Source organism: Streptomyces sp. NBC_01013, assembly GCF_045162765.1.
In the GTDB taxonomy this organism is placed as follows: Bacteria; Actinomycetota; Actinomycetes; order Streptomycetales; family Streptomycetaceae; genus Streptomyces.
The window spans coordinates 2052550-2067962 of record NZ_CP108687.1 but is presented as its reverse complement, the minus strand read 5'-3'; the positions used below and the strand labels follow the sequence as shown (position 1 = coordinate 2067962).

Annotated in this window: 13 protein-coding genes; 10 read left to right on the top strand and 3 right to left on the bottom strand. The window is 70.9% G+C overall.

What is annotated here, in order from left to right:
- Window positions 1–35: 35 nt before the first annotated feature.
- Complete coding sequence (locus OG538_RS08805; protein WP_359084837.1) at window positions 36–824, bottom strand: amino acid ABC transporter ATP-binding protein; 789 nt, start codon at window positions 822–824, stop codon at window positions 36–38.
- Window positions 825–1140: 316 nt separating this feature from the next.
- On the opposite strand from OG538_RS08805, the gene OG538_RS08800 reads away from it, so the two are divergent.
- Window positions 1141–1833: a response regulator transcription factor gene (locus OG538_RS08800; RefSeq protein WP_406091818.1), complete on the top strand. Its 693-nt coding sequence runs from the start codon at window positions 1141–1143 to the stop codon at window positions 1831–1833.
- A 16-nt stretch (window positions 1834–1849) separates the two neighbouring features.
- The gene (locus OG538_RS08795; protein ID WP_406091816.1) at window positions 1850–3244 is read left to right on the top strand and encodes an ATP-binding protein; all 1395 of its coding nucleotides are present in this window, start codon (window positions 1850–1852) and stop codon (window positions 3242–3244) included.
- A 79-nt stretch (window positions 3245–3323) separates the two neighbouring features.
- Here OG538_RS08795 and OG538_RS08790 read toward each other — a convergent pair whose 3' ends face one another.
- Window positions 3324–4322 carry a TAXI family TRAP transporter solute-binding subunit gene (locus tag OG538_RS08790; RefSeq protein WP_406091814.1) on the bottom strand — a complete coding sequence of 333 codons (999 nt, stop codon included), beginning with the start codon at window positions 4320–4322 and terminating at the stop codon, window positions 3324–3326.
- Between the two features lie 134 nt (window positions 4323–4456).
- Here OG538_RS08790 and miaB point away from each other — a divergent pair, with 134 nt between their 5' ends.
- Complete coding sequence (gene miaB / locus OG538_RS08785; protein WP_406091812.1) at window positions 4457–5977, top strand: tRNA (N6-isopentenyl adenosine(37)-C2)-methylthiotransferase MiaB; 1521 nt, start codon at window positions 4457–4459, stop codon at window positions 5975–5977.
- A gap of 55 nt (window positions 5978–6032) precedes the next feature.
- Entirely contained in the window at window positions 6033–6746 is a 714-nt protein-coding gene (locus OG538_RS08780; protein WP_406091810.1) for a class III extradiol dioxygenase subunit B-like domain-containing protein, read from the top strand.
- Window positions 6747–6834: 88 nt separating this feature from the next.
- Here the strand turns inward: OG538_RS08780 and OG538_RS08775 are convergent, their stop codons facing one another.
- Window positions 6835–7092 (bottom strand): antitoxin, encoded by a 258-nt coding sequence (locus tag OG538_RS08775; protein WP_406091808.1) that lies wholly within the window; start codon window positions 7090–7092, stop codon window positions 6835–6837.
- A gap of 238 nt (window positions 7093–7330) precedes the next feature.
- Here OG538_RS08775 and miaA point away from each other — a divergent pair, with 238 nt between their 5' ends.
- From miaA to hflX, 6 genes are all read left to right on the top strand, one after another.
- Window positions 7331–8269 (top strand): tRNA (adenosine(37)-N6)-dimethylallyltransferase MiaA, encoded by a 939-nt coding sequence (miaA, locus tag OG538_RS08770; RefSeq protein ID WP_406091805.1) that lies wholly within the window; start codon window positions 7331–7333, stop codon window positions 8267–8269.
- 108 nt (window positions 8270–8377) lie between these two features.
- On the top strand, window positions 8378–8818 hold the full coding sequence (locus tag OG538_RS08765) for a hypothetical protein (protein WP_406100031.1): 441 nt from the start codon (window positions 8378–8380) through the stop codon (window positions 8816–8818).
- Between the two features lie 76 nt (window positions 8819–8894).
- Entirely contained in the window at window positions 8895–9767 is an 873-nt protein-coding gene (gene dapF / locus OG538_RS08760; RefSeq protein ID WP_406091803.1) for a diaminopimelate epimerase, read from the top strand.
- Between the two features lie 163 nt (window positions 9768–9930).
- On the top strand, window positions 9931–12060 hold the full coding sequence (locus OG538_RS08755; protein WP_406091802.1) for a RelA/SpoT family protein: 2130 nt from the start codon (window positions 9931–9933) through the stop codon (window positions 12058–12060).
- 93 nt (window positions 12061–12153) lie between these two features.
- Window positions 12154–13620 (top strand): M1 family metallopeptidase, encoded by a 1467-nt coding sequence (locus OG538_RS08750; RefSeq protein WP_406091800.1) that lies wholly within the window; start codon window positions 12154–12156, stop codon window positions 13618–13620.
- A 132-nt stretch (window positions 13621–13752) separates the two neighbouring features.
- Window positions 13753–15273 carry a GTPase HflX gene (hflX, locus tag OG538_RS08745; RefSeq protein WP_406091798.1) on the top strand — a complete coding sequence of 507 codons (1521 nt, stop codon included), beginning with the start codon at window positions 13753–13755 and terminating at the stop codon, window positions 15271–15273.
- Window positions 15274–15413 lie beyond the last annotated feature (140 nt).

Here is a 15413-nt window from a genome sequence, read left to right as displayed (position 1 = left end):
ATCGGCCGGTCCGGGACCGGCGCCGAAGGGCTCCGTCAGTGGTGAAGGATCTTCGACAGGAAGTCCTTGGCCCGGTCACTGCGCGGGTTGCTGAAGAACTGGTCGGGCGTGGCCTCTTCGACGATCTTTCCGTCCGCCATGAAGACCACCCGGTTCGCCGCGGAACGGGCGAAGCCCATCTCGTGGGTGACGACGACCATGGTCATGCCGTCGCGGGCGAGCTGCTGCATGACCTCCAGCACCTCGTTGATCATCTCCGGGTCGAGCGCGGAGGTCGGCTCGTCGAAGAGCATGACCTTCGGGTCCATCGCCAACGCCCGGGCGATCGCCACACGTTGCTGCTGGCCGCCGGAGAGCTGGGAGGGGTACTTGTCGGCCTGGGTCCCGACGCCCACCCGGTCGAGCAGCGAACGCGCCTTGTCCTCGGCAGCCTTCTTGTCCGCCTTGCGGACCTTGAGCTGGCCGAGCGTCACGTTCTCGAGCACCGTCTTGTGGGCGAAGAGATTGAACGACTGGAAGACCATGCCGACATCGGCACGCAGCCTCGCCAGCTCCTTGCCCTCCGCGGGCAACGGCTTTCCGTCGATCGAGATCGCGCCCGAGTCGATCGTCTCCAAGCGGTTGATCGTGCGGCACAGCGTGGACTTCCCGGACCCGGAGGGTCCGATGACGACCACGACCTCGCCGCGGGCGATCGTCAGGTCGATGTCCTGGAGCACATGCAGCGCGCCGAAGTGCTTGTTGACGTTGCTCAGCACGACCAGGTCGTCGCCGGCCGCGGGTGCAGCGTCCTCGGCGCCCTTGGTCACTGAAACTCCGCTCATCGGCTTAATGCTCCGTCCTCCTCGGTTGGGAAGGACCTTAGTGACGCAGTGCGACCAGCGTCATTACATCTGAGCGGAAATTGAGCATAACGATCCGGCTGCAACCGGACACACCGCGTGAACGGGGCGCCTTGCGGGGCCCCGGGGCGTACCGGGTGCATAACGGAAACCCGGATGCAACAGGCGGGCACTTGACTGTCCCCCCGTCATCGGAGTGGATGCTCTGGTACACCCTGACGTGAAACGCCCCGGTACGGGGAAGTGACCGGGGGCGTACGCGACCGTGCAGACACCCATACGTTCGGAGAGGGGGGCCATGAGACTGCTGCTCGTCGAGGACGACAACCACGTTGCCGCCGCCCTGTCCGCGATCCTCGCCCGGCACGGCTTCCAGGTGGTGCACGCCCGCAGCGGCGAGGAGGCCCTGCAGGCCCTCCTTCCCACCGACTCGGAACCCTTCGGCGTTGTACTCCTCGACCTGGGCCTGCCCGACCAGGACGGCTACGAGGTCTGCGGGAAGATCCGCAAGCGCAGTTCTGTGCCCGTGATCATGGTGACCGCGCGTGCCGACGTCCGCTCACGGATCCACGGGCTCAACCTCGGCGCCGACGACTACGTGACCAAGCCGTACGACACCGGCGAGCTGCTCGCCCGGATCCATGCCGTCAGCCGGCGCAAGACGGGCCCCGAGGACACCGCCCCCACGCCCGCCGCCGCACTGCGCCTGGGGCATGTGCACATCGAGCTGCCGACCCGCCGGGTCAGTGTCGACGGGACCGAAGTCCAGCTCACCCGCAAGGAGTTCGATCTGCTCGCGCTGCTCGCCCAGCGGCCCGGGGTGGTGTTCCGCCGGGAGCAGATCATCAGCGAGGTGTGGCGTACCAGCTGGGAGGGGACGGGACGCACCCTGGAGGTGCATGTCGCCTCCCTGCGCTCCAAGCTGCGGCTGCCCGCCCTGATCGAGACCGTGCGCGGGGTCGGCTACCGGCTCGTCTCGCCGGCCGCGTAGAGGGCACACGTTCCCGTTGCGTACCCGGCTGCTTCCGCTGCTCATCGTCCTCATGGCGAGCGTCCTGCTCGCCCTCGGCTTCCCGCTGGCCGTGAGCGTGGCGGCGGCCCGGCAACAGGGCGTCGTCATCGATCGCATCGACGACACGGCTCGCTTCGCCGCGCTCGCCCAGTTCATCACCGGAAGCACCAGCGACTACGACGAACGGCGCCGCACACTCCGGGCCGAGCTTGAGACGTACGACTCCGTGTACGGAATCCGGGCAGGTGTCTTCTACCGCGACGACTCCGCCATGGCCAAGGCGCCGCAGTCCTGGCGGCTGCCCGTCGAGGGTGAGGGCCGCGAGGCGTTCAAGGAGGCGCTGCTCGGCCGTCGCAGCCATGATCCGCCCCAGGTCTGGCCCTGGCAGGACGGCCGGGTCGTCGTCGCCTCGCCCGTCGTGCGGGACGGTGATGTGATCGCCGTCGTCGTCATCGACTCACCCACCGACCAGATGCGCGCCGCCACGCTCCGCGGATGGCTGCTCATCGCCGCGGGGGAGGTCATCGCGATGCTGGTGGCCGTCGGCGCCGCGAACCGGCTCACCGGCTGGGTGCTGCTCCCCGTGCGGACGCTGGACGTGGCCGCCCACGACATCGCCAGCGGCCGGATGCGGTCCCGGGTGGTGGCGTCGGGCGGGCCTCCGGAACTCAGGCGCCTGGCCCGGTCGTTCAACGAGATGGCCGACAACGTCGAGGACGTGCTGGAACAGCAGCGTGCCTTCGTGGCGGATGCCTCGCACCAGTTGCGCAACCCCCTGGCCGCCCTGCTGCTGCGGATCGAGCTGCTCGCCCTCGAACTCCCCGAGGGGAACCAGGAGATCGCCTCCGTGCGTACGGAGGGCAAGCGCCTGGGCCAAGTGCTCGACGACCTGCTCGACCTGGCGCTGGCCGAGCACGCCGACGCCGATCTGCAGCTCACGGACATCGGCGCCCTCAGCTCCGAACGGGTCGCCTCCTGGCGGCCGGTGGCCGAGGAGAAAGGCGTACGGCTACGGGCGGACGGCATCGGGGCCGTCACCGCCTGGGCGGACCCCATCGCCCTGTCGAGCGCGCTCGACGCCATCATCGACAACGCCCTCAAGTTCACCCCCGAGGACCACGAGGTCCGGGTCACGGTCTCCTCCGACAGCACGTGCGTCACCGTCGTCGTCGCGGACGGCGGGCCGGGGCTCACCGAGCAGGAGATGGAGCGTGTCGGCGACCGGTTCTGGCGCAGCTCCCAGCATCAGAACGTGCGGGGGTCCGGGCTGGGCCTCTCCATCTCCAAGGCGCTCCTCGCCGCGAGCGGCGGCACGCTCGCCTGCACGCGCAACGAACCGCACGGACTGCGCGTGACGGTCTCGGTGCCGCGCAACGGGCCGCAGGGCTGAAGGGCTGGGCCGCCGGGGCGCAGCCGGCTCGTGGTTCGACCGAGGGGAGGGCCTCAGGGCTTGACCGAGCGGCAGGGGCTCAGGGCTTGACCGAGCGGTAGTAGCGCTTGGCGCCTTCGTGCAGCGGAAGCGGATCCGTGTAGATCGCCGTCCGCAGGTCCACCAGCTGAGCGGCGTGCACCTCGCGCCCGATCCGGTCGCGGCTGTCGATCACGGTCCGGGTGAACGCCTCCGTCATCGCCGCGTCGGTACGGTCCGTGGTCACCAGCACATTGGCGACCGCCACCGTGGGGACGGCCTGCCCCTGCTGCGCGTTGCGGTAGGCGTCGGCCGGCATCACGGCCGAACGGTAGTAGCGGGTGGATCCGCCCGCCGCCTGGAGCTGCTTGACGAGCGGCTCCTCCAGCGGGACCAGCCGGATGGAGAACCGGTCCGAGAGATCGGCCACAGCGGTGGTGGGCAGCCCGCCGGACCAGAAGAACGCGTCGAGCCGGCCGTCCTCCAGCAGTTTCGGCATCGTGTCGATGCCCGCAGGCACGGCCGTCACGTCGGCGACGGGATCCAGGCCCGCGGCCGTCATCAGCCGGTCGGCGACCAGGCGCACCCCCGACCCCGGCTGTCCGACCGCGACCGTCTTGCCCCGCAGATCCCCGACCTTGCGGATGTCCGAGTCCCGCTTGACGACCAGCTGTATGTAGTCGTCGTACAGGCGGACGCAGCCGCGCAGGCGGTCGGCCCCCGGCTTGCGGTCCCGGAGGTACGTGGCGACGGCATCGGTGGTCGCGATGGTGAAATCGGCCTCGCCCGTCGCCACCCGGGCGATGTTCTGCTGCGAACCCTCGCTGGTCCGGAGCCGTATCGACACCTCGGGAAGATCCTTGGCGAGCGCCCCTTCGAGCCGTTCGCCGTAGCGCTGGTAGACGCCGCTGCGCACCCCGGTGCTGAAGGTCAGCGTCCCGGTCGGCGCCGCGTCCCCGAGGGGGAGGAGCCACCAGAGCAGCAGTCCGAGCACGACGAAGAGGGTGGCGCCCGCCCGCACCGAGCGACGCCGGCCGATTCGGGACAGAGCCGGGAGCATGGCGGTGATCCTGCCAGGTGTCTCCCGGCCCTGGCCAGGGGCGCCGCCGGATCCCCCTGCCCGCCGCGGGGCCGGTGCGCTGCCCCGGAGCCGCCCGCGGCGGGAGACGTCCGTGCAGCGCCTACCCTTGTCGCATGAGCAGCGGCAACCGGAGCGAAGCAGTGGACGTCAGAAAAAGCTATGAGGTGCGCACCTACGGGTGTCAGATGAACGTCCACGACTCCGAGCGGCTGTCGGGGCTGCTGGAGGACGCCGGCTACGTACGTGCGCCCGAGGGCGCCGACGGTGACGCAGACGTTGTCGTCTTCAACACCTGCGCGGTGCGGGAGAACGCCGACAACAAGCTGTACGGCAACCTCGGGCGGCTCGCCCCGATGAAGACGAAGCGCCCCGGGATGCAGATCGCGGTCGGCGGCTGCCTCGCGCAGAAGGACCGCGACACCATCGTCGAGCGGGCCCCATGGGTCGACGTCGTCTTCGGTACGCACAACATCGGCAAGCTGCCCGTGCTGCTGGAGCGCGCCCGTATCCAGGAGGAGGCGCAGATCGAGATCGCCGAGTCCCTGGAGGCGTTCCCCTCGACGCTGCCCACCCGCCGCGAGTCCGCGTACGCCGCGTGGGTCTCGATCTCCGTCGGCTGCAACAACACCTGCACCTTCTGTATCGTCCCGGCGCTGCGCGGCAAGGAGAAGGACCGCCGGACCGGCGACATCCTGGCCGAGATCGAGGCGCTGGTCGCCGAAGGCGTCTCCGAGATCACCCTGCTCGGCCAGAACGTGAACGCGTACGGCTCCGACATCGGCGACCGCGAGGCCTTCTCCAAGCTGCTGCGTGCCTGCGGGCGGATCGAGGGTCTGGAGCGGGTCCGGTTCACTTCCCCGCACCCGCGCGACTTCACCGACGACGTGATCGCGGCCATGGCCGAGACGCCGAACGTGATGCCGCAGCTGCACATGCCGATGCAGTCGGGATCGGACACGATCCTGAAGGCGATGCGGCGCTCGTACCGGCAGGAACGCTTCCTCGGCATCATCGACAAGGTGCGGGCCGCGATGCCGGACGCCGCGATCTCCACCGACATCATCGTCGGCTTCCCCGGTGAGACCGAGGAGGACTTCGAGCAGACCATGCACGCGGTCCGCGAGGCGCGCTTCGCCAACGCCTTCACCTTCCAGTACTCCAAGCGCCCCGGAACCCCGGCCGCGGACATGGACGGGCAGATCCCCAAGGAGGTCGTCCAGGAGCGGTACATGCGCCTGTCCGCCCTCCAGGAGGAGATCTCCTGGTCGGAGAACAAGAAGCAGGTGGGCCGCACGCTGGAGGTCATGGTCGCGGAGGGCGAGGGCCGCAAGGACGGTGCGACCCACCGCCTGTCCGGCCGCGCCCCCGACAACCGCCTGGTCCACTTCACCAAGCCGGACGAGGACGTACGGCCCGGGGACGTGGTGACCGTGGAGATCAGCTACGCCGCCCCGCACCACCTGCTGGCCGAGGGCGCGCCCCTCGGCGTGCGGCGGACGCGCTCGGGGGACGCCTGGGAGAAGCGCACCGCCGCCGCGGCCGCGAAGCCGGCCGGCGTCATGCTGGGCCTGCCCGGGATCGGTGCACCGGCGCCGCTCCCCGCCGCCTCGGCACCGGGCTGCGGCTGCGACTGACGGGCGGTACGGCTCCCCGCGCGCGGCCCGGCGGCGGGCCAGTACGCTGCCCCTCATGCTTGTCGCCGCCGCTGTCTGCCCCTGTCCGCCGCTGCTGGTCCCCGATGTCGCCGCCGGTGCCGCCCCCGAGCTCGACGGAGCGAGGACCGCATGCACCGACGCCCTGGGCGTGCTCGCGGCCTCCCGGCCCGATCTGCTGATCGTGATCGGCCCCGCGGACCTCGCGGGCCGCGGCCCGCACCCCGAGGGCGCCACCGGCGGCTTCCAGGAGTTCGGCGTGGACCTCGACGTACGGCTGGGGCGGGACCTGGGCACGGTCGCCGAACGCCCGCTCGCCCCGTCGCTCGCGGTCGGCGCGTGGCTGCTGGCCCGTACCGGCTGGGAGGGCACCCCGGTCGAGGCGCTCGGGGTGGGGGAGCCGCTGGAGACAGGCCGCTGCACGGAGACGGGGCGTGCCCTGGCGGCACGCGCGGACCGGGTCGCGCTGCTGGTCATGGGCGACGGCAGCGCCTGCCGCACCCTGAAGTCCCCCGGCTACCTCGACGAGCGCGCCGCGGGGTTCGACGCGGAGGCCGCGCGGGCGCTGGGAGCGGCCGACACGGGCGCGCTGATCGCGCTGGACCAGGCGCTGGCGTATGAACTCAAGGCTGCGGGCCGCGCGCCCTGGCAGGTGCTCGCAGGGGCCGCTGAAGGGGCCGGACTGGACGGCCGGCTGTTGTACGACGACGCACCGTACGGCGTGGGCTACATGGTCGCAGCCTGGTCCTGACCTTCGGCGGGCTACGCACCAGGGCCGTGGAGCGATGCGCTCCACGGCCCTGGTCACCCTCGTGCGGCTGCCGTCCTGCGGCCCGGTGTCACGAAGCGGGAGGCGTGCTGCCCGGAGCGGGCGGCGTGCCGCCGCCGTCCTTCTGCGCGAGCTTGTCCACGGCCTGCTTGGCCTTCTGCGTGCCGGTCACGATCTTGTCGCTGTACTTGCCCTTGGTCTTGGCGTCCACCGTCCGCGCGGCCTTGTCGAGCCCCTGGTCGATCTTGTCCCCGTGCTGCTGCGCGAGGTCGCTCACCTTGTCCTTCGCCGGGCTCAGCTTCGCCTTCAAATTGTCCATGAAGCCCATCGGACACCTTCTCTGCTGGGGGCTGCGTGCGCGTGCTCTCTCCGGTTCCGATACCCGCCCCGTTGTCCCGTACTCTCCCGGCCGCGGCATCGGCGGTCCCGCAGGACAAACGGTAGAACCATGAGAAACCACCCATATATAGACACCATTTTACTCGGCGGTGCGTCACGAGGTGGTCACCCCGCAGCCCCCGCGTCGCCCATTCGGGATCGGCGCCGACGTTTGCGAGACTGTGGCAGTGAGAAGTCCAGCTCCCGCACCGCGGGTCATCGCCGTCGTCGGTCCCACCGCAGCAGGTAAGTCCGACCTGGGGGTGTTCCTCGCCCAGCAGCTCGGGGGCGAAGTGATCAATGCCGACTCCATGCAGCTCTACCGGGGGATGGACATCGGCACCGCCAAGCTGACGCTCGCCGAGCGCGACTCCGTGCCCCACCGGCTGCTGGACATCTGGGACGTCACCGAGACCGCCAGTGTCGCGGAGTACCAGCGCCTGGCCCGTACCGAGATCGACCGGTTGCTCGGCGAGGGCCGTACGCCGGTCCTGGTGGGCGGCTCCGGTCTGTACGTGAAGGGCGCGATCGACGCCCTGGAATTCCCGGGCACGGACCCCGGTATCCGGGCCGCGCTGGAGGCCGAGCTCGCCGAGCACGGCTCCGGCGCGCTGCACGAGCGGCTCTCCGCAGCCGACCCGGAGGCGGGCCGCGCGATCCTGCCGAGCAACGGCCGGCGCATCGTGCGCGCTCTTGAGGTCATCGAGATCACCGGCAAGCCCTTCACCGCCAACCTCCCGGGTAACGATGCGGTCTACGACGCCGTGCAGATCGGCGTGGACGTGGCACGGCCCGAGCTCGACGAGCGCATCTCTGCGCGCGTCGACCGGATGTGGGAGGCCGGACTCGTCGACGAGGTGCGCGCCCTGGAGGCGCGGGGGCTGCGGGAGGGACGTACCGCCTCGCGGGCGCTCGGCTATCAGCAGGTGCTCACCGCCCTCGCCGGGGACTGCACCGAGGGCGAGGCACGCACCGAGACCGTGCGCGCCACCAAACGCTTCGCGCGCCGTCAGGACTCCTGGTTCCGCCGTGATCCGCGCGTCCAGTGGCTGGACGGTGCCGCGGAGCACCACGGGGAACTCCCGGGCCGGGCGCTGGCGTTGGTCGAACGAGCGGTTACAGCCTGATCACGTGATGGCATCGGGAAGCTCTGCCCGTCATTTCGGCGACCTGCGGCGTGCCATCATCGAGCATCGATCGACCAGTGGAGTCCGAGTATGGGAGGGCGCGTGGCGATGGAGGCCGGCCCTCGCGACACAGAGCAAGACGCACCGGACGCGCAGCACGACGAAGGACGCCTGAGCCCCGACGGGCCCGATGAGCTCGCCGTGACCCCCGAGGTCGAGGTCGAGCTGCGTCCCGCCCGCCGGATGCGCATGTGGCAGCTCGCGCCCATCATCATGCTTGCCGCGCTGGGATCGCTGATGTTCGCCTTCCCGCTCGCCTTCGAGGTGGGCGACGGCGGCCCCGTGGTCGCGATGCTGGGGCTGCTGATCAGCTGCTGCGCCGCGGGGTGGGGCATGATGGCCGCCCGCCGCGTCGGCCACACCTGGCCGGGACTGCCGTCCCGGGGCTCCGCGGAACGGGCCGACTGGCGTGTGATCGCGCTGTACGTCGCGGTGTGCGCCGTGCTGGTCGCGCTGGCCGTCTGGCGCGTGGCACGACTGCGGGGCTGACGGAGGGGGCCGGACGCGTCTGCCGTCCGGCGGGCCTGTTCGCCGTGCTGTCGGTGCGGGCTCGTACAGTTGTCCTGTGACCACCTCGCAGATCGCCTTCCTCAAGGGCCACGGCACCGAGAACGACTTCGTGATCGTTCCCGACCCTGACAACGCCCTCGACCTGCCCGCGTCCCTCGTCGCCGGGCTGTGCGACCGTCGCGCCGGCATCGGCGGCGACGGTCTGCTGCACGTCGTGCGGTCCGCCGCCCACCCCGAGGCGCGGGCCATGGCGGACGAGGCCGAGTGGTTCATGGACTACCGCAACGCGGACGGCTCGGTCGCCGAGATGTGCGGCAACGGCGTGCGGGTCTTCGCCCGCTACCTGCAGCGCTCCGGAGCCGTGGAGGAGGGCGACCTCACGGTGGCCACCCGCGGTGGTGTGAAGAGGGTGCACCTCGCCAAGAACGGCGACGTGACCGTGTCCATGGGCCGCGCCGTGCTTCCCGGCGACGGAGTCACCGTCACCGTCGGCGGCCGCAGCTGGGACGCCCGCAACGTGAACATGGGCAATCCGCACGCGATCGCGTTCGTCGACGACCTGGCGCACGCCGGGGACCTGTTCAGCGAGCCGTCCTTCGCGCCCGCGGCCGTCTACCCCGACGGCGTCAACATCGAGTTCGTCGTGGATCGCGGGCCCCGGCACGTCGCGATGCGGGTTCATGAGCGCGGCTCGGGCGAGACCCGTTCCTGCGGCACCGGCGCCTGCGCCGTGGCCGTCGCCGCGGCCCGCCGGGACGCGGCGGACCCGGCGGAGACCGGGGCCCCGGTCACGTACACCGTCGATCTGCCGGGCGGCACCCTGGTGATCACGGAGCACCCGGACGGCGAGATCGAGATGACCGGAGCGGCCGTGATCGTCGCCGAGGGCACGATCGATCCCGGGTGGCTCGCATCGCTGCCCGGATGAAGATCGAAACGCTGAACGGGTAGCGCTTCGCTCGAATGGGTGATCCGTTTCACGCTGGGCGAGAGCCGGACTCCGCCACGTGGTGGGGTCGGTAGCATCAAGCACCGGCCCGGAGGCGCGACCGCACCTTCCCACCGCCGGTCGACGTTGCCGGAGGTGCCCCATGAGCGCAGAGGCCACCAACCCAGGTGCTCCCATCCGCAGGCGGGGCCGTCCCCGGATCGACCTCCGCAGGCTGGGCCGGGTCGCCCTGCTCGGCCCGGTCTCGCGGGACCGGCTGCCGGACGCCATCGGCCATGTCGCCGAGGCGCACCGGGCACACCACCCCGACGCCGACCTCTCCGTGCTGCACCGGGCCTACGTCCTCGCGGAGAGCTCGCACCGCGGACAGATGCGCAAGAGCGGGGAGCCGTACATCACGCACCCGCTCGCGGTCACCCTCATCCTCGCCGAGCTCGGCGCCGAGACCACCACCCTGACCGCGTCCCTCCTCCACGACACGGTCGAGGACACCGAGGTGACCCTCGACCAGGTGCGGGAGCAGTTCGGCGAGGAGGTCTGTTACCTCGTCGACGGCGTGACCAAGCTGGAGAAGGTCGACTACGGGGCAGCCGCCGAACCCGAGACCTTCCGCAAGATGCTCGTCGCCACCGGCGACGACGTCCGGGTCATGTCCATCAAGCTCGCCGACCGGCTGCACAACATGCGCACGCTCGGCGTGATGCGCCCCGAGAAGCAGGCCAGGATCGCCAAGGTCACCCGCGACGTACTGATCCCTCTCGCGGAACGGCTCGGTGTGCAGGCGCTCAAGACCGAGCTGGAGGACCTCGTATTCGCCATCCTCCATCCCGAGGAATACGCGCACACCCGCGCCGTGATCGCTGCGGCGACCGGCACGTCGGACCCGCTCACCGCCATCGCGGACAACGTCGCCTCGGTGCTGCGGGAGGCCGACATCACCGCCGAAGTGGCCATCAGGCCACGCCACTTCGTATCCGTGCACCGCGTCCGGATCAAACGCGGCGAACTGCGCGGCAGCGACTTCGGCCGCCTGCTGGTGCTCGTGGGCGAGGACGCCGACTGCTACGCCGTCCTCGGCGAGCTCCACACCTGCTTCACCCCGGTGATCTCCGAGTTCAAGGACTTCATCGCCTCACCCAAGTTCAACCTGTACCAGTCGCTGCACACCGCGGTGGTGGGCCCCGACGGCGAGGTCGCCGAAGTCCTCATCCGCACCCATCGCATGCACAACGTCGCGGAGGCCGGCGTCATCGCGCTCGGTAATCCGTACGCGGCCGACGGCACGGCATCGAGCGCCGAACCCGCCGACGGTGAACGGGCCGACCCGACCCGCCCCGGCTGGCTCTCCCGGCTCCTCCAGTGGCAGCAGTCCGCCCCCGACCCCGACACCTTCTGGACCACCCTGCGCGCCGATCTCGCCCAGGACCGGGAGATCACCGTCTTCCGCACCGACGGCGGCACGCTCGGCCTGCCCGCGGGCGCCAGCTGCGTGGACGCCGCGTACGCGCAGTACGGGGACGCCGCCCACAGCTGCATCGGAGCCCGGGTGAACGGCCGGCTGGCCACCCTCGGCACCGTGCTCGGCGACGGTGACACGGTCCAGCCGCTCCTCGCCGAGGACGCCGGGTCCGGGCCCTCGCCCGACTGGCTCGATCACGCCCGCACGCCCGCTGCGCGCATCGCCATCACCGGCTGGCTCGACGCTCATCCCCAGGACGCCCGATCCGCTGCCGGCACCCCGCTCGAACGCACCCCGCCCGAAGGCAGCAGGCCCGGCCCGCAGCCGGACCGGTCCGCCCGGCCCACGCGCTCCGGCCGCACCGTGAGCGCCGTGGTCGAGCGGCCGGACACCACCGTGCGCCTCGCGGGCTGCTGCACCCCCGTGCCGCCCGACGCCGTCACCGGATTCACGGTGCGCGGCGGCGCCGTCACCGTGCACCGGCTGGAGTGTCCGGCCGTGGCCGAGATGGAGGCCCTCGGCCGGATGCCGGTCGTCGTGAGCTGGGGCGACGCGGCCGAATGCCGGGTGACCCTGGTAGCGGAGTCCTTCGGACGGCCCCGGCTGCTCGCCGACCTCACCGAGGCGATCGCAGGTGCGGACGCGGCGGTCATCTCCGCCACCGTCGAGCCCCCCAGCGAACAACGCGTACGCCACACCTACACCCTGCAACTCCCCGACGCCGCAGGCCTGCCCGCGCTGATGCGCGCCATGCGCGACGTGCCGGGGGTGTACGACGTGACCCGGGCCCAGCATCCGGCCGCCGCACTCTGAAAGCCTCGCAGGCCGCTGCCGGGCGGACCTCGTTCGAGTGGCGCGGTGCGCGCCGTCCCGGTGAGGCGGGGGCGGCGCTGGTAGCCGTAGTCCATGCCGTTCCTCTCCCGCCGACTGCGGGCCGCCCTGCTGGCCACCGCATCGGCCACCCTCGTCGCCGCCACCCTGCCCGCACCCGCCCCGCCCCTCGGCATCGGGGACATCCTCTTCCCCCATCTCGGCAACCCCGGCTACGACGTACTCGCCTACGACATCGGCCTCGGCTACGAAGGCCACCCCGGCGAACCGCTGGACGCCGTCACCACGATCGACGCGCGGACGACCGAGCCGTTGGACCGGATCAACCTCGACTTCACCCACGGCACCGTGCGCTCCGTCGAAGTCAACGGCCTGCGCGCGGACTTCGCGACCGCGGACGAGGACCTGATCATCGAGCCGCCGGGCCACCTCCCGGCAGGAGTACCGCTGCGCATCACCGTCCGTCACACCAGTGACCCCTCGGGCGAGCGTGACAGCGGGGGCTGGGTACGGACCGCCGACGGGCTCGCCATGGCCAATCAGGCCGACGCCGGGCACCGGGTCTTCCCCAGTAACGACCACCCCGCCGACAAGGCCTACTTCACCTTCCGCGTCACCGCCCCGGAGGAGCTGACGGTGGTGGCCAACGGCGTGCGGACCGGGCGGTTCCGGCACGGCGACCGCACCACCTGGACCTACCGCACCGACCACCCGATGGCCACCGAACTGGCCCAGGTCAGCATCGGACGGTCCGCCGTCGTCGAGCGCACCGGTCCGCACGGACTGCCCGTGCGCGACGTCGTACCGGCCGCCGACCGGGAGAAGCTCGAACCCTGGCTCAGGAAGACCCCTGGTCAGCTGGAATGGATGGAGGAGCAGGTCGGCCGCTACCCGTTCGAGAACTACGGCGTGCTGATCGCCGACACCGAGACCGGGTTCGAGCTGGAGACCCAGACCCTCTCCCTCTTCGAGCGCCGCCTGTTCACCGACGCGGGCTTCCCCGAGTGGTACGTCGAATCGGTCATGGTCCACGAGCTGTCCCACCAGTGGTTCGGCGACAGCGTCTCGCCACAGACCTGGTCCGATCTCTGGCTCAACGAGGGGCACGCCAGCTGGTACGAGGCGCGCTACGCCGAGGAGCACGCAGGCAGGACGCTGGAGCGCCGGATGCGCGACGCCTACACCCGGTCGGACGGCTGGCGGGCCGAAGGCGGCCCGCCGGCCCGGCCCGCCGCGCCCGCACCCGGCGCGAAGCTCAGCCTGTTCCGGCCGGTGGTGTATGACGGAAGCGCACTGGTCCTGTACGCACTCCGCCAGGAGATCGGCAGGGACGCGTTCGACCGGCTGGAGAGGCTCTGGGTGAGGAAGCACCGCGACTCCAACGCCGCCACGGCCGACTTCACCGGTCTGGCGTCCCGGGTGGCCGGACGCGACCTGACCGCGTTCTTCGACGGCTGGCTGTACGGGACGAGGACACCGGCCATGCCGGGGCATCCGGACTGGCGCAGCACGATGCCGCGGCCGAGCGGGAAACCCGCGTGACGGGCCGGGCCCGCCGTGCCAGTATCGACGAGTCGCCACGGTGGCCGGACCGGAGAATTCCCCCTGGGGAATCATCCCGGGAGGTCACGCGTTGTGACTGATGTATCCCACTCCTATCGACGTAAGGATCCAATGACCTCCTCTTCTTCCCTTCCCCAGGACGCGCAGGACGCGCAGAGTGCCACGGAGAACGTCACCGAGAGCCTCACCGAAAGCCTTCGGGCCGACGCCCTGATGGAAGAGGACGTCGCCTGGAGCCACGAGATCGACGGAGCGCGGGACGGTGACCAGCTGGACCGGTCCGACCGCGCCGCACTGCGGCGTGTGGCGGGGCTCTCCACCGAGCTCGAGGACGTCACCGAGGTCGAGTACCGACAGCTGCGCCTGGAGCGCGTGGTGCTGGTCGGTGTCTGGACCTCCGGCACGGTGCATGACGCGGAGATCTCCCTGGCCGAGCTGGCGGCACTCGCGGAGACGGCCGGAGCCCAGGTGCTCGACGCCGTCTTCCAGCGCCGTGACAAGCCCGATCCGGCCACCTACATCGGTTCCGGCAAGGCGCTCGAGCTGCGCGACATCGTTCTCGAAACAGGGGCCGACACCGTCGTCTGCGACGGTGAGCTCAGCCCCGGCCAGCTGATCCACCTGGAAGACGTCGTCAAGGTCAAGGTGGTCGACAGGACCGCCCTGATCCTCGACATCTTCGCCCAGCACGCCAAGTCCCGTGAGGGCAAGGCGCAGGTCTCGCTGGCACAGATGCAGTACATGCTGCCGCGCCTGCGCGGCTGGGGTCAGTCGCTGTCCCGTCAGATGGGCGGCGGCGGTTCCAGCGGCGGTGGCGGCATGGCGACCCGTGGTCCCGGTGAGACCAAGATCGAGACGGACCGGCGACGGATCCGCGAGAAGATGGCGAAGATGCGCCGTGAGATCGCGGAGATGAAGACCGGCCGCGAGATCAAGCGCCAGGAACGCAAGCGCAACAAGGTCCCCTCGGTGGCCATCGCGGGCTACACCAACGCGGGCAAGTCCTCGCTGCTCAACCGGCTGACCGGCGCGGGTGTGCTGGTGGAGAACGCGCTGTTCGCCACCCTCGACCCGACCGTGCGCCGGGCCGAGACCCCGAGCGGGCGGATCTACACGCTCGCCGACACCGTCGGGTTCGTACGGCACCTGCCGCACCACCTGGTCGAGGCGTTCCGCTCCACCATGGAGGAGGTCGGCGAATCCGATCTCATCCTGCACGTGGTGGACGGTTCGCACCCGGTGCCGGAGGAGCAGCTCGCCGCGGTGCGTGAGGTGATCCGCGAGGTGGGCGCGCTGGACGTGCCCGAGATCGTGGTGATCAACAAGGCTGACGCGGCCGACCCGCTGGTTCTCCAGCGTCTGCTGCGCAACGAGAAGCACGCGATCGCGGTGTCGGCACGGACCGGCGCCGGTATCGACGAGCTGCTCGCGCTCATCGACAGGGAACTGCCGAGGCCGTCGGTCGAGATCGAGGCGCTCGTGCCGTACACCCAGGGAGGACTCGTGTCCCGGGTGCACGCCGAGGGTGAGGTGATCTCCGAGGAGCACACCTCCGAGGGCACCCTGCTCAAGGCGCGGGTGCACGAGGAGCTCGCTTCGGACCTCGCCACGTTCGCACCCGCGGTGCACTGACCGCAGGAAGTACCGACGAAGGACCCGCACCCCACGGGGGGTGCGGGCCCTTTCGTTTCTGTGCGGGCGCGCCGCGAGCGCCCCATGACGGCTCAGAGGCCTCCGGCGGAGAGTTTCCGCCGAAGGCCTCCTGATATCCG